This window comes from Nocardia sp. NPDC051900 (assembly GCF_044452545.1).
GTDB classification, from domain to species: domain Bacteria; phylum Actinomycetota; class Actinomycetes; order Mycobacteriales; family Mycobacteriaceae; genus Nocardia; species Nocardia sichangensis.
Genome location: NZ_JBITBU010000004.1, coordinates 408003 through 423289, shown reverse-complemented (window position 1 = coordinate 423289; position 15287 = coordinate 408003). Strand labels below are relative to the sequence as shown.

Here is a 15287-nt window from a genome sequence, read left to right as displayed (position 1 = left end):
GATGGCCGAAGGTCACCGAACGCAGGGCACTCCGGCCACGGCGCGCCCCGTCGCCGGACCGGGACTCGGCCGTCGGCAGGCTTGGAAGCAACCCTCGACTCGGCGGCGTCACCAGGGGAAGAATCGGCGTATGCGAACCGTACTCATTCTCGGTGCGGGGTTCGGAGGGCTGGAGCTGGCCACCCGTCTGTCGGGTTCGCCGGCCGACGAACTCCGTGTCGTCATCATCGACCGAAACGACTCCTTCACCTTCGGCTTCGCCAAACTGGACATTCTGTTCCGTGACCTGCCCCCGGAGACAGCGCGGGTGCCGTATTCCCGCTTCAGCCATCCGCGCGTCGAATTCCGGCAGGAGGAGGTCACCGAGATCGACCCGAGAGCACGCCGCGTCCGCACCGACCAGGCGGTGTACGACCCCGACGTCCTCGTCGTCGCGCTGGGCGCCGACTACGATCCCGGCGCCACCCCCGGCTTCGTCGAGGACGGCTACGAGTACTACTCGATCGACGGCGCCCGCCGATTGCGCGAACGCCTGGCGGGCTTCGACGGCGGGGCCGTCGTCCTCGCGGTGCTGAGCATCCCGTTCAAGTGCCCGCCCGCGCCCTACGAAGGCGCGATGCTCCTGCACGAAGCGCTCACCAGGCGCGGGATCCGGAACCGCACCCACATGCAGTTCTTCACCCCCATGGACGCACCGATTCCGGTGTCCGCGCAAACCTCCGCCGCCATCGTCGAAGCGCTGTCGCGGCGTGGCATCGCCTATTCGCCGGGGCGCCGGGTGCACGCGCTCGACCCGGACCGCCACATCGCGGTCACCAGGACCGGCGAGGTGCCCTACGACCTGTTCATCGGAATCCCGAAGCACCGGGTTCCCGCGGTCGTCGAGGCGTCGGGGCTCACCGAGGGCGGGAACGACGGCTGGATCGCCGTGGACCCGCACACCCTCGAGACGCCGTTTCCTGGCGTCTACGCCCTCGGCGACTGCGCCGACGCGCCGGTCCCGCGGGCGGGCGTGTTCGCCGAGGACGCCGCTCGTACGGTCGCCGCTGGCATCGAGGCCGGATTCGGCGGCTCGGCGCCGCAGGAACAGTATCGCGGGCGGGGCACCTGCCATATCGAGTTCGGCGGCGGGCTGGTCGGCAAGGTCGAGGCCGATTTCCTCTCCGGTCCCGCGCCGGTCGCACCGTTCAGCGTGCCCTCGGTGGAACTCGCCCGGGAGAAGGCCGCCGCCGCCGATGCCCGGCTGCACCGCTGGTTCACCGGCTGACCGAGTCCTCACCGCCCGGCTCGCCCGCTCGCCACGCGCGGGTCAGCACCGCGGCGATCTCGGCCAGGCCGGACGCGACGGTCATTCGCCAGTGCGTCGTCGACACGGGATGGTTGTGCACGCGGCCGTCGACGACCTCGCTCCAGATCGACGCGCCGACACAGCCGGTCGGATCGTCGAGCGCGGCGGTGAAATAGAGGACATCGCCCCGGTACACCGGCGGGACGTAGGCGCCGCGGAGCGCGACCGAGTGCACCGCCGCGTCCAGGATCCGGGTGACGCGGTCGGAGCCGAACGACGCGAACGGCTCCGGAAGTTCGGTCATCTTCTGCGGCAGCGCGGCCCAGTCCACCTCCGCGACGTTGCCGAGGTCGCCCGCCTGCTCACCCAGCAGGCCGCCGATCAACTCGGCCACCGGGACCTGGCCCGCGTCACCCGGCGGCGTGCCGGGCGGATCCGCCATGTAGCTGTCCATCACCGCGAGCAGCGCGACTCGCTCGCCTTCGCGTTGCAGCTGGACCGCCATCTCGTGCGCGATGACGCCGCCGAAGGACCAGCCGAGCAGATGGTAAGGACCGGTCGGTTGTTTCGTGCGGATCAGCTCGAGGTAGCGGCGGGCCCATTCCTCGATCGAATCCGGCATCACCTCATCGCCGGCCAGCACGGGCGTTTGCAGGCCGTAGAGCGGCCGTTCCGGGTCGAGGTAGGCGGCGAGGCCCGCATACGACCAGGAGATGCCCGACACGGGATGCACACAGAACAGCGGCGCGGCCGAACCGCCGGGACGCAGCGGCAGCAGCATGTCGAAGGCCGCCTCGGTCCGGACTTCGCCGCTCGCCCGGCGGGCCAGGTCGGCGACCAGTTCCGCGGGTGTGGGCGCGGTGAACACCCGCATCACCGGAATCCGGGCGCCCAGCGCGGACGACAGCCGCAGAGTCAGCTTCGCGGCGAGCAGTGAGTTGCCGCCGTGCTCGAAGAAGTTGTCGTCCATGCCGAAGCGCTCGGCGCCGAGCACCGCGGCGAAGGCGGCCGCGACGGTCGCCTCCACGGGAGTGACAGCAGCGCGGAACTCGCGCGCGCGGAACGCCGGCGCGGGCAACGCCCGCTTGTCGAGCTTGCCGTTGGGGGTCAACGGGATGGCGTCGATCACCACGATCGCGGCGGGCACCATGTAGCCGGTCAGGTGTTCGGCCACCTGTTCGCGCAACTCGGCCGGGTCCGGCCGCGCCCCCGGTTCGGGCAGGACATAGCCCACGAGCTGGTCACCGAGCGTCGGATCGGTCCGAACCAGCGCGACGGCCTGACGCACGCCGGAACACCGCACCAGCGCCGATTCGATCTCCCCGAGTTCGATCCGGAACCCGCGCAACTGCACCTGCTGGTCGCCGCGACCGGAATAGGCGAGGCCGGCGTCGCCGCCGAACCGGTTCCAGCGCGCGAGGTCACCCGAGCGGTACATCCGCGATCCCGGCGGCCCCAAGGGATTCGCGACGAACCGCGTCGCGGTGAGCCCGGGCCGCCCCACGTAGCCGCGGGAGAGCTGACCGCCCGCGACATAGATCTCACCGGGCGTACCGACCGGCGCCGGTCGCAGACGAATGTCCAGCACGTGCGTGTCCAGCCCGGGCAACGCTCGCCCGATCAGGCTGGCCGGGCTTTCCATCAGCTCCGCGCCGACGTCCAGGAAGGAGACGTGCACGGTGGTCTCCGTGATGCCGTACATGTTGACCAGTCGCGGCGATTCCCCCGGACGACGCTCACGCCAGCGTCGCAGGTGCCGCAGATCCAGGGCCTCACCGCCGAAGATCACATACCGCAGCGCGAATTCGCCGGACGCGGCCGAGGCGTCCCGATCGGCTTCGACCAGTTGACAGAATGCCGACGGCGTCTGGTTCAGCACCGTCACCTGCTCGCGAATCAGCAACTCGCGGAACAGTTCCGGTGAGCGCGAGGTCGCGTAGTCGACCACGACGACGGTGCCGCCGGTCACGAGCGCGCACCACAGCTCCCACACCGAGAAGTCGAACGCGAAGGAGTGGAACAACGTCCAGACGTCGTGCTCGCCGAATTCGAACAGCGGCCGCGCCTCGGTGAACAGTCGCACCGCATTGCGATGCGTCACGCCGACACCCTTCGGCACGCCCGTCGAACCCGACGTGTAGATGACGTAGGCGAGATTGTCCGGCAGCAGCGGCGACGCCCGGTCGGCGTCGGTGATCGGATCGTCGGCGAACTCCGCCGTCTGCTCCAGCAACACGGTGGGCAGGTCGGTGTCCGGGATGGCGGAGCGCTCGGCGGCGGTGGTCAGCACGCACACCGGTGCCGCGTCGGCGAGCACGAACGCCAGCCGCTGCGCCGGATAGCCGAGGTCGATCGGCAGGTACGCGGCACCGGCGGCCAGCACTCCGAGCAACGCGACCGGTAGATCCTCGGTGCGCGGGACCGCCACGGCGACCAGGGTTTCCGGGCCCGCTCCGGCGGCGATCAGCGCGCGGGCGATTCGATTCGCGCGCTTGTACAACGCGCCGAAACTCAGTGTGGCGGCACCGAACCGGACGGCCTCCGCCTCCGGCCTGCGCCGTGCTTGCTCGCCGATCAGCTCGGGCAGGGTCGCCACCGTTTGGGTCCCGGCCCGCGCCTCGTGCGCGACCGCCGGGCAGTGTTCGCTCTCGTCGAGGATGTCGATGTCCCACACCCGCGCCGAGGGATCTTCGGCGACCGCGGACACGATGCGCTCGAACCGGCGCGCGAAGGCGCGGACGGTCGATTCGTCGAACAGGTCCGTGGCGTAGGTGAAGGTCACCGCCGATTCCGTCCGGCCGTCGCCGCACGCCCGCGGCTCGACGACCACTTGCACATCGAATTTGGCCGTGATCTCGCCGTTGTCGACGGCGGTGACCGTCAGATCCGGCAACTCCAGGGTGGGCTGCTCGAGGTTCTGGAACGACAGCATCACCGGGAACAGCGAGGTGCGCGCTCCGGTGCGCGCGGGATCGGTCTCCTCGACCACTCGCTCGAAAGGAACGTCCGCGTTGGCGAAGGCCGAGACGGCGACTTCACGAGAGCGCTCGACGAGATCGTGGAACCGCACGTCGGGGTCGACGTCGACGCGCAACGCCAGCGTGTTGACGAACATCCCGACCAAGTCGTCCAGCGCATGTTCGCCCCGCCCGGCCACCGGGGTCCCGATGACGACGTCCGTGGCGCCGCAGAGGCGTCCGATCAGCGTGGCGAGGGCCGCGTGCACCACCATGAACAGCGTCGCGTTGTGCTCGCGCGCGATTCCGGTCAGCCGCTCGTGTACCCGCGCCGGGATCGTGCAGCCGGTCGACGCACCGCGCGTCGAGGCTGTCGACGAGCGCGGGCGATCGGCTGGCAGTTCCAGCGGTCCGGTGAGCCCGGACAGCTGCCCGCGCCAATACGACAGCTGTTGCGCCGCAACGGAATACTCGTCGTCCTCGGATCCGATCGTGCCGTGCTGCCAGATCGCGTAATCGGCGTACTGCACCGGCAGCGGCGACCAGTCCGGCGCGCCGCCGCCGAGCCTGGCCACGTAGGCGGTCACCAGGTCGCGGGCCAGCGGCGCGAGCGACGAACCGTCCGCCGAGATGTGGTGGGTCACGATGACGAGCAGATGATCTGGGCCCGAGGTGAACAGCCGCAGGCGCACGGGCGCGTCCGCGGTCACGTCGAAGCCCGCGGACATCAGCGCGTCCACCATGGCCGCGGCATCCGTGACACCGTGCTCGATCACGATGCCGTCGGGAAGGACCGCATCGGTCGGAAGGATCTCCTGATACGGCTGCCCGTCGGCGTCGACCGGGTAGCGGGTGCGCAGCACCTCGTGCCGTTCGATCACGTCGGCGAGCGCGTGGCGCAGCGCGGGCAGATCGAGAGTGCCGGTCAGCCGGACGGCGAAGGGCATGTTGTAGGCGGGCGAGTCCGGCTCGATGCGGTTGAGCAACCACATCCGCTGCTGCGCAGGCGACAGCGGGATGCGATCCGGTCGTCGCACTCGCGCCAAGGGCGCGCGAGCCACGCCCGTCCCACCGGCGACCACCCGCGCGGCGAGTGCCCACACCGCGGGCGCCTCGAACAGATCCCGCACGGTGACCCGCGATCCGAGCGCCTCGTTAACCCGTGCGACGGCCCGGGTGGCGAGCAGCGAATTGCCGCCGAGCGCGAAGAAGTCGTCGTCGATGCCCGCTCGCTCGACGCCGAGCAGTTCGGCGAACACCTGCGCGACGGCCTGTTCGGCGGGGTTGCGCGGCGCTCGGAACGCCGTGGTCTCGGTGGCGGGCTCGGGCAGCGCTTTGCGATCGAGTTTCCCGCTCGCGTTCAGCGGCAACGCCGCCAGCTCCACCAGCGCGGACGGGATCATGTACGCGGGAAGGACCGCCGACATCCCGGCAACGAGTTCGCCACGATCGATGACCTGCCCCGGACGCGCGACGACATAGGCCGCCAGCCGATCTCCCGACGGCGATGCCACCACCGCCGCGACCGCTTGGCTCACCGACGGCTGCGCGAGCAGCGCCGTCTCGATCTCACCGAGTTCGATGCGCTGGCCGCGGAATTTCACCTGGAAGTCGGTGCGCCCGAGGTATTCCAGGCGTTGCGGCTCGTCCGCGCGAGGCGCACGCCAGACCGCCAGGTCGCCGGTGCGGTACATCCTGGTTCCGCGGTCGAACGGGTTGGCGACGAAACGGTCCGCGGTCAGCGCCGCTTGCCGCACGTATCCACGGGCCAGCTGTTCGCCGGCCAGGTACAGTTCGCCCGGTACCCCGGCCGGAACGGGTCGCAGGCGCGAATCCAGCACGTATACCTGAGTATTCCACTGCGGCTGCCCGATCGGCACCGTCACACCGTCGCCCGTTCCGGCGGGCCGGTACGTCACCGAGACCGCCGCCTCGGTGGGTCCGTACAGGTTGTGCACCTGTGCGCCGGAGACCGCGCGGACCACGCGCACGGTCTCCGGCGGCAGAGCTTCCCCGATGACGAACAGATCCCGCAGTGTCGCGAGACTTTCCGCCGTCGCATGGGCGGCGAACTCGGTCAACATGGAGGGCACGAAATCGGTGACCGTCACACGGTGCGCGGCTACGGCCGCGGCGAGGTAGGCGGCGTCACGATGCCCGTCGTGGTCGGCGAGCACGAGTTTCGCGCCCGCGCGCAACGGCATCAGGTAGCCCCACAGAGAGACGTCGAAGGTCGCCGCTGTCTTCTGCAGGTATACGTCCTGCGGGCCCATGGGGTACTGGGCGAGCATCCACTCGATCTGGTTGTCGATCGCGGCGTGCGAGACCGCCACACCCTTCGGACGCCCGGTCGAACCGGACGTGAAGATCACATAGGCGGGGTGCTGCGGCAGCACCGCCCGCCTCAGTTCGTCGGAACGAATCGCAGCTCCCGAGCGCTGGTCCGCGCCGAGGGCGTCCAGGGACAGGACGGCGACATGATCGGGTACCGGGATCGCGTCGGCGGAAGTGGTGAGCACGCAGACCGGTTTCGCGACCTCGAGCACGTGCGCGATCCGCTCGGCGGGGTGATCGGGGTCGAGCGGTACGTACGCGCCACCGGCGGTGAGGATCGCGTACATGCCGACCACGAGATCCACCGACCGCCGGACCGCGAGCGCCACAAGGGTTTCCGCGCCGACGCCGTGATCGGCGAGTACCCGGGCGAGCCGGTTGACCCGCTCGTCGAACTCGCGGTAGGTCAACTGCGTATCCGCGTGGACCACCGCTATCTCGTCCGGGTGCCGGGCTACCGCACGCCGGTACCCGTCGAGCACCAGCCCCGCCGCGACCGGGTGCCGGGTGTCGTTCCACCCGGCCAGGATCGCGGCGCGCTCCGCGGAATCGAGCAAGTCGATCTCCCCGACCGCCCGATCCGCCGAATCCGCGACGGCCGCGAGGATCACGCACAGCCGCCGGGCGAATCCCGCCACCGTGGCCTCGTCGAACAGGTCGGTGGAATAGGTGAACGCGGCCGAGATGCCCAGCGGCGTCCGCTCGTCCTCGTGCGGCACCATGGTCAGCTCAAGATCGAATTTCGCCAGCGGCAGCGCGAAGTCCACCGCGGAAACCCGCAGCCCGGGCAGTTCCAGTGTCGTCGGCGCGAAGTTCTGGAAGGTCAGCATGGTCTGGAACAGCGGGTGATGCGCGCTCGACCGCACCGGGTCGAGCTCCTCCACCAGGCGTTCGAACGGCACGTCGGCGTGGCCGAAGGCCTCGATGTCCCGCCTGCGCACCTGCTCGAGCAGCTCGGTGAAGCTGTGGCCGGGGTCGATCTCGGTACGCAGCGCGAGGGTGTTGACGAACATGCCGATCAGGCCGTCCACCGTGGCCTCGCCACGACCGGCCACCGGCGCGCCGACGGTGATGTCGCGGGTGTTCGACAGCCGGGCCAGCAAGACCGTGTACGCGGCGTGCGCGACCATGAACAACGTCGCGTCGTGGCGGTGTGCCAGCCGGTCCAGTGCGGCGTGCACCGCCGCGTCGATCTTGAATTCGTGGGTGGCGCCGCGACCGGAGAACACCGCGGGGCGCGGCCGGTCGGCGGGTAGGTCCAGCCGTTCCGGCAGGTCCGCCAGCCGCTGCCGCCAGAAACCGAGCTGGCGGGCGAGCGTCGAGTCCGGATCGCTCTCGGCGCCGAGCATCTCGCGCTGCCACAACGTGTAGTCCGCGTACTGCAAGGGCAACGGCTGCCAAGCGGGAGCGTGGCCCTCGGTCCTGGCCGAGTACGCGCTCATCAGATCGGCGGTCAGCGGTCCCATCGAGGAGCCGTCGGCGGCGATGTGGTGGATCACGCCGACCAGCACGTGCTCGGACTCGCTCGAACGCAGCAGACGCAACCGGAGCGGCGGCGCGGCCGTGACATCGAAGCCCTCGACCACCGCGGCCACCGTGTGCTCGAGGACCTCGGCTTCGGCGACGTCGAGCACCGGCAGCTCGGGCACCGCGCCCGGCTCCGACAGCGCGTGCACCCGCTGGCTGCCCGTCCCGTCGCGCTCCGGATAGCTGGTCCGCAGCACCTCGTGCCGCTCGACCAGATCCCGGATCGCCGCCCGCAGCGCGTCCACGTCCAGCTGTCCGCTCAACCGCACCGCCAGTGGGATGTTGTTGCTCGCCGCGGCCGGGTCGAACCGATTGAGGAACCACATCCGGCGCTGTGCGTACGACAGCGGCACCCGGTCCGGTCGCGCCATCGGTCGCGGCGCCGGGTGGGTGACTCGAGCCAGTTCGTTCAGGCGTTCGGCCAGTTTCGCCACCACCGAGGCCTCGAACAACAGCGCGACCGGAACGCGGACGCCCAGCGTGGTACCGAGCCGCGCCGCGGCCTGCGTCGCGATCAGCGAATTGCCGCCCAGTTCGAAGAAGTCGTCGTTGGCACCGACCCGGGCGGTTTCGGAGTCGCCCGGCGGGAGGAGCAGCGCGGCGAAGACGTCGGCGACCACCTGCTCGGTCGGCGTGGCGGGCGCACGGAACTGCCTGGTGTTGAGCACCGGCTCCGGCAGCGCGGCGCGATCCAGCTTGCCGACCGGTGTCAGCGGGAGTTCGTCGAGCACTGTGATCGCGGCCGGAATCATGTATGCCGGAAGGGTTTTCGCCAGGAGATCGGCCAATTCGACGGTGTCGAGCGCCACCCGGACGCTGCCGTCCGGGCCGGTCGCCGCTCGTGGCAGCACGTAGGAGACCAGCGCGGTGGCGCCGGACGGCAGTGTCGTGCCGAGTGTCGCGGCGTAGTCGACGTCGGGGTGGGCGGTCAGCGCGTTGTCGATCTCGCCGAGCTCGATCCGCAGCCCTCGGATCTTGACCTGGAAGTCCACCCGTCCGTGGTGTTCGAGGTGTCCCGCCCAGTCGCGCCGCACCAGATCGCCGGTGCGATACATGCGGGAGCCGGGTGCCGCAGCGAACGGATTGGCGACGAATCGGTCCGCGGTCAGCCCGGGGCGTCCGAGGTATCCCTGCGCCAGCGCCGGTCCGGACAGATACAGCTCGCCGATCACGCCGGTGGGCACCATCCGCAGCCGCGCGTCCAGCACGTGGACGCCCAGCCCCGGGACCGGAGTGCCGATATGGGTCGCGCCGCCCGCACACAGCGCCTCGGTGCCGGTGGCGAAGATGGTGGTCTCGGTGGGGCCGTAGACGATATAGAAGGACCGGGCGCCGGTCGCCCACCGTGCGGCCAGCTCGGGGCCCACACGCTCCCCGCCGCACAGGATGGCCCTGAGGTCGTCGAGCCCGGCCGGCTCGATGGATTCCAGGGCTCCCGGGGTGATGCACAGATGCGTGACCCGCTCGCGCCGCAGCAGATCGGCCAGTTCGGCGCCGCCGAACACCGTGGGCGGCGCCACGACCAGCGTCGCGCCCGCCGAGAAGGCGAGCAGCATCTCGATCACCGAGAAGTCGAAGCTCGGCGTGCACAGATGCGAGACGCGTGATGCCCGGCTCACCGCCCGGGCGGCGATCTCGTGCTCGACCAGGCCCGCGAGACCGGCATGGGTGACCGCGACGCCTTTCGGCTTGCCCGTCGAGCCGGAGGTGTAGATCAGGTAGGCGAGGTGCTGTTCGGTGAGGGGACGAAGCCGGTCCAGGTAGCAGATCGAATGGCCGGGCGCGGCGGCGACCTTCTGCCGGTGCGCTTCGGAATCGAGTTCGATCCACGTCATGCCGGGCGCGCCGAGTGCCGCGCGATGCGCAGAGGTGGTGAGGCCGACGACGGCGCCGCAGTCGGCGATCATGTGCGCGATCCGATCCGCCGGATAGGAGGGATCGACGGGCACGTAGGTGGCGCCGGTCTTCGCGACCGCCCACACCGCGAGCACCGACTCGATCGAGCGGGTGACGGCCACCGCGACGAAGTCTCCCGGCCCTACGCCGAACCCGATCAGGTAGCGGGCCCATCGCGACGACATCTCGTCCAATTCCCGGTAGCTGAGCTCACGCTGGTCCGCGGGATCGCCGGTCGGATTGTACCGGAGGGCCGCCGAGTCGAACGCCGTGTCGACCGCGGCCGTGAGCAGTTGCGGGAACAGAAGATTGCGTGCTCGTGAATGCTGGGTGCGACGTGCGGAACGGCGTGTCGGGGTCATGCGGCGGCGAGTTCACTCTCTGGTCGATCATCGTCCGCTCCGGCTATGGAGCCAGAAGCGGTGCCTCAAATGCGTGAACCATGACCCGAGCGTGCAGAACGGACCTTAGCGAACACCGATCGGATCGGCGCGCCGAGGTTGGTAAAGGTCCTAGGATTACCCGCACCCGCATTGGGCTATGACATGATGTGATGTGAAAAACATTCGTTTGGGCACCACCCATCAGCACTATTCATTGTGCCGCAAATCACTATGCAAGGCTTTCGGCTATGACGCATGGGGCGCGGTCTCCCCGAGCTGCCATGCGCCGATACCGGCGCGAGCGCGCAACACCGATCCTTCGACCGCGAGCGAGGAGCAACCGTGCAGACACCATCGATCCATGTGGCCTCCCTACGGAAGGGTGAGCAGATCCACCGCAGCGAACTCGGCTCGCTCACCCGGCTCACCGCCGACAGCTTCCCGATCCTCAGCGGGCTCTCGATCAAACGCCTGACGCTCGCCCCCGGCGCGATCCGCGAACCGCACTGGCACGCCAACGCCACCGAACTCACCTATTGCACCGCGGGCCGGGCCCTGGTCTCGGTCTTGGACGACGGCAGCAGATTCTCCTCGTTCCTGGTGAGCGCGGGCGAGATGTTCCACATCGACTCCGGCGCGCTGCATCACGTGGAGAACGTCGGCGATACCGAGGCCGAGTTCATCCTCGCCTTCCGCCACGAACGACCGGAGGACTTCGGATTCAGCGCGAGCCTCGGCGCGATGACCGATTCGGTGCTCGGCAACACCTACGACCTGCCCGCCGAGGACTTCGCGAAGATCCGGCGCGACACCACAGCGAAACTCGTCGTGCGACGCGAGGGCGAGCCCGACATCCCGTGCACCGCCCGCTACGGCGATCCGCACCACTTCGCGATCGAGGCGATGCCCGCCCCGGTGGACTCGCCGGTCGGTTCGGCGCGCACCGCCCGCGCCCAGTTCTGGCCCGCATTGCGTGACATCTCGATGTACTCGCTGCGGGTGCGCGAAGACGGCATGCGTGAACCGCACTGGCATCCGGTGACCGCCGAAATGGGCTACGTCCATCGCGGCTCGGCGCGAATGACGATCATGGATCCGGACGGCACCTTGGACACCTACATCGTGCGCGAAGGCGAGGTGTACTTCGTCCCGCGCGCCTACCCGCACCACATCGAAGTCGTCGACTCCCCCGAGATCCACTTGCTGATCTTCTTCGACCAACCCACGCCCGCGGACATCGGCTACCGCGCCTCGATGAGCGCCTATTCCAGGAAAGTGCTGGCCGCGACGTTCGGCGTCGCCCTGGACGCACTTCCCGACCTGCCCTTCACGCCGAGCGATCCGTTGATCGTCACGCGGAACAACGCACTCGTCCGGTAAGTCGCGGCGCGGCGTCGACCCGCCCGCGACATCGAGCATTCGCCCGCCAATTGATCGTCAGGTAATTTACCATCGAGTCAATTCAGCGGACGGAGCGCAGCGATGGCGACGAAATCGTGGTGGGGTTGGGGCAACCGGGAGGACGCGGTCACCGGGACCGAGCGGAAGGTCCTGACCGAACGCGTGGCGGCACTGCTGCCGAAAGCCGAGTTGACCGTGCACGAGGCGCCGGACCTGACGTCGTTGAGCGTGCCTCCGCCACGCGTCCGGGTGCCGGAGGCGTTGACCCCCTTGGCCTCCGAAGACCTCGGCGACCGGGTCGCACACGGCCATGGGCAGGCATTCCGCGATGTGGTGCGCAATCTGCTCGGCCGCGTCGACCACGTACCCGACCAGGTGTTGCGGCCGCGGACCGAGCAGGACGTCCTCGACATCCTGGACTGGTGCGCGAGCGCGGGCGTCGCCGTGGTGCCGTTCGGCGGCGGAACGTCGGTGGTGGGTGGTGTCGAACTCCGCGGCGCCGACGCCTACGCCGGGTCGGTGTCGCTGGACACCGGCCGCCTGAGTCGGATCGTCGAACTCGACCGCACCAGCCGAGCCGCACGAATCCAAGCGGGCATACTCGGCCCGGCGCTGGAAGCGGCATTGCGGCCGGATGGTCTGACGCTGCGGCACTTTCCGCAGTCGTTCGAGTTCTCCACGCTCGGCGGCTGGCTGGCCACCCGGGCGGGCGGGCACTACGCGACCGTCTACACCCACATCGACGACATGGTCGAATCGCTACGGGTGGTCACACCGGCCGGGATCAGCGAATCCCGCAGGCTGCCCGGGTCCGGCGCGGGTCCGTCACCCGATCGGATGTTCCTCGGCTCGGAGGGCATCCTCGGCGTCATCACCGAAGCGTGGATGCGCTTGCAGGATCGTCCGCGCTGGCGGTCCGGGGCGTCGGTGGTGTTCGGCGACTACGGCGCGGCCGTGGCCGCGACGCGCGCCATCGCCCAGTCCGCGTTGTATCCGGCGAACTGCCGGCTGCTGGATCCGGTGGAGGCGTTCATCAACGCGGGCACCAGCGCGGCGGGCGGGGTGCTCGTCCTCGGCTTCGAGTCCGCCGACCATCCCGTCGACGAGCCGATGCGTCGTGCGGTGCGGATCTGCCGCGAGCACGGCGGCACGATTCCGGACGGGGTCCGCACCACCGATTCCGCCGAAGACTCGGCGCGCACGGGCGCGGCCGACGCGTGGCGCTCGGCGTTCCTCCGCATGCCCTACCAGCGCGACGCGCTCGCCGCCCAATCCATGATCGTCGAGACCTTCGAAACAGCCTGCACCTGGGACCGTTTCGAGGCCCTGCGAGCGGCGGTGCAGGAAGCGACCACGGACGCGTTCCGATCCGCCGGCGTGACCGGTGTTTCGACCTGCCGGTTCACCCATGTCTATCCGGACGGACCCGCGCCGTACTTCGGCATCTACGCCGCGGGCCGGTGGGGACGGACCGTCGAGCAATGGGACGAGATCAAGACGGCCGTGTCGGAGGCCCTGCACCGCAACGGCGCGACCATCACGCACCATCACGCCGTCGGCCGCGACCACCGCCCCTGGTACGACCTTCAGCGACCCGAACCTTTCGCCGCGGCGCTGCGCGCGGCCAAATCGGCACTCGATCCCGCGGGCATCCTCAATCCCGGTGTGCTGATCGACCCGGTCGTACACCGGGCCACCGGGGAGGACCGGTGAGCAGGCCGGGCACCAAGGGCGTGCCCCGCGAGCGGCGGGAAGAGCAGATCCTCGACATCGCCACCACCGAATTCGGCGAACGCGGCTACGCCAAGGCTTCGGTCGCCGAAATCGCCTCGGCCGCAGGCGTGTCCAAGCCGCTCGTGTACGCCTACTTCGGCTCCCGCGACGCACTGCACGCGGCTTGCGTGCACCGCGCCGGGAAGAGCCTGGTCGACGCGGTCGCGGCGGCCCAGTCCACGCATGGTGCGCACGACCGGGCGCTGGCGACACTGACCGGGATCTTCCACGCACTGGACGGACGCACCCAGAACTGGAAGATCGTCTACGACCCCACACTGCCACGTCCGGGTGCGGCCTTCGCGGTGGCCCGGCATTATCAGGATGCCTTGAACGGCATGGGCTCGGCAGGGGTATCGGAGATTCTGGCCGATGCCGGCATCTCCGATCCCGGCGATCACTCGCTGCTGCTGGCGCTGTGGTTCAGCATCGTGTCCACCACCATCTCGTGGTGGAGCGACCATCCCGACCACACGCCCGAGGACATGACCCAGCGCTGCCTGCGCCTGTTCACCACGGTCCGTGGAACGACCACTCGACGGACCTGATCGCGGTCGCCTTGCGTTGCAATGCAACACCTCGTCGCGGGCAACGCGTTACGCGCGGAACAAGCGGACATGCGCCGCACGCCGGCGGGCGTGAGCGGCTGCCCACCCGCGACGTGCACGGCGCGACGGAAGATAGCGACGACGACCGCGCGCCCGTCGGTGACGGAAGTTTCGCGCTCAGACGCTCGGGGTCAGTGCACGGAGAGGTTTGTCGAGTTCACGGCGGTAGAAGTCCAGGAAGCCGTCGGGGTCGGGACCGGCGTTCTGCATCACGAGATGGTCGAAGCCCGCATCGGTGTACTGCTGGGCGGCATCGAGATAGCGGGCCGGGTCCGGACCGCAGGCGAAGTTGTCGAGGACGTCTTCGAGCCGGACGGTGGTGGTCGCCGCGGCGAAATTGACCGGGTTCGGCAACTCGCTCATCACCTTCCAGCCCGTCAGGGCCCAGCGGGTCGTATCGAGCACCGCCTTCGCCGCCGTTTCCTCATCGGGCGCCCACGCCATGCCGACTTCCGCGTATCGGGGGCCCGCGCCGCCCGACGCGCGGTAGCGCTCGACGATTTCGGACTCGGGCTCGGTCGCGAACAGGCCGTCGCCGAGTTCCGCGGCGATGCCGGCCGCCTCCAGCCCACCGCTGGCGACGGCGATGGGCGGGAGGGTCTCGGGCAGGTCGAAGACCCGTGCGTCGGAAAGGCTCAGGAATTCCCCGTCGTAGGAGTGATAGCCGCCGCTCCAGAGCAAGCGGATGATCTCGATGGCCTCGCGCAGCATGCGATGCCGGATGCGTACGGGCGGGAATTCCCGGCCGACGACATGCTCGTTGAGACGTTCACCAGAACCGACACCGAGGGTGAAGCGGTTGCCGGACAAGATCGCCAGAGTGGCTGCCGCCTGCGCGACGATCGCGGGGTGGTATCGCAGAATGGGGCAGGTCACTCCGGTCGCGAGCTCGATCCGCTCGGTCTTCGCCGCGATGGTTCCGAGCACGGTCCAGGCGAACGGCGAGTGCCCCTGGTTGTCCAGCCAAGGATGGAAGTGGTCACTGATCTCGACGAAGTCGAAACCCGCCTCTTCCGCCCGAACGGCTTGCCGGACAAGCTCGTTCGGACCGAATGCCTCGGCCGCCAGTTTGTACCCGATGCGCATCGCCACCTCCTGGTTCGACTGGGAGCGTCCGGCC

The 15287-nt window shown here is 69.5% G+C and carries 6 protein-coding genes; 4 read left to right on the top strand and 2 right to left on the bottom strand.

Annotated elements, in window-relative coordinates:
* The first annotated feature begins 130 nt into the window (after positions 1-130).
* Positions 131-1267, top strand: coding sequence for an NAD(P)/FAD-dependent oxidoreductase (locus ACIA5H_RS09005; protein WP_397074980.1), 1137 nt, complete (start codon positions 131-133; stop codon positions 1265-1267).
* Here ACIA5H_RS09005 and ACIA5H_RS09000 read toward each other — a convergent pair.
* Positions 1257-10364 (bottom strand): amino acid adenylation domain-containing protein, encoded by a 9108-nt coding sequence (locus tag ACIA5H_RS09000; protein WP_397074978.1) that lies wholly within the window; start codon positions 10362-10364, stop codon positions 1257-1259. The genes ACIA5H_RS09005 and ACIA5H_RS09000 overlap by 11 nt on opposite strands.
* 363 nt (positions 10365-10727) lie before the next feature.
* Between ACIA5H_RS09000 and ACIA5H_RS08995 the strand changes: the two genes are divergently transcribed.
* From ACIA5H_RS08995 to ACIA5H_RS08985, 3 genes are all read left to right on the top strand, one after another.
* Positions 10728-11765, top strand: a complete 1038-nt coding sequence (locus tag ACIA5H_RS08995; protein WP_355075326.1) for a cupin domain-containing protein — start codon at positions 10728-10730, stop codon at positions 11763-11765.
* 102 nt (positions 11766-11867) lie between these two features.
* Positions 11868-13499 carry an FAD-binding oxidoreductase gene (locus ACIA5H_RS08990; RefSeq protein ID WP_397074976.1) on the top strand — a complete coding sequence of 544 codons (1632 nt, stop codon included), beginning with the start codon at positions 11868-11870 and terminating at the stop codon, positions 13497-13499.
* Positions 13496-14107 (top strand): TetR/AcrR family transcriptional regulator, encoded by a 612-nt coding sequence (locus ACIA5H_RS08985; RefSeq protein ID WP_355075322.1) that lies wholly within the window; start codon positions 13496-13498, stop codon positions 14105-14107. The genes ACIA5H_RS08990 and ACIA5H_RS08985 overlap by 4 nt, the downstream gene beginning before the upstream one ends.
* Before the next feature lie 177 nt (positions 14108-14284).
* Here ACIA5H_RS08985 and ACIA5H_RS08980 read toward each other — a convergent pair whose 3' ends face one another.
* Positions 14285-15253 (bottom strand): TIGR03557 family F420-dependent LLM class oxidoreductase, encoded by a 969-nt coding sequence (locus ACIA5H_RS08980; protein ID WP_379253761.1) that lies wholly within the window; start codon positions 15251-15253, stop codon positions 14285-14287.
* Between the last annotated feature and the right edge of the window lie 34 nt (positions 15254-15287).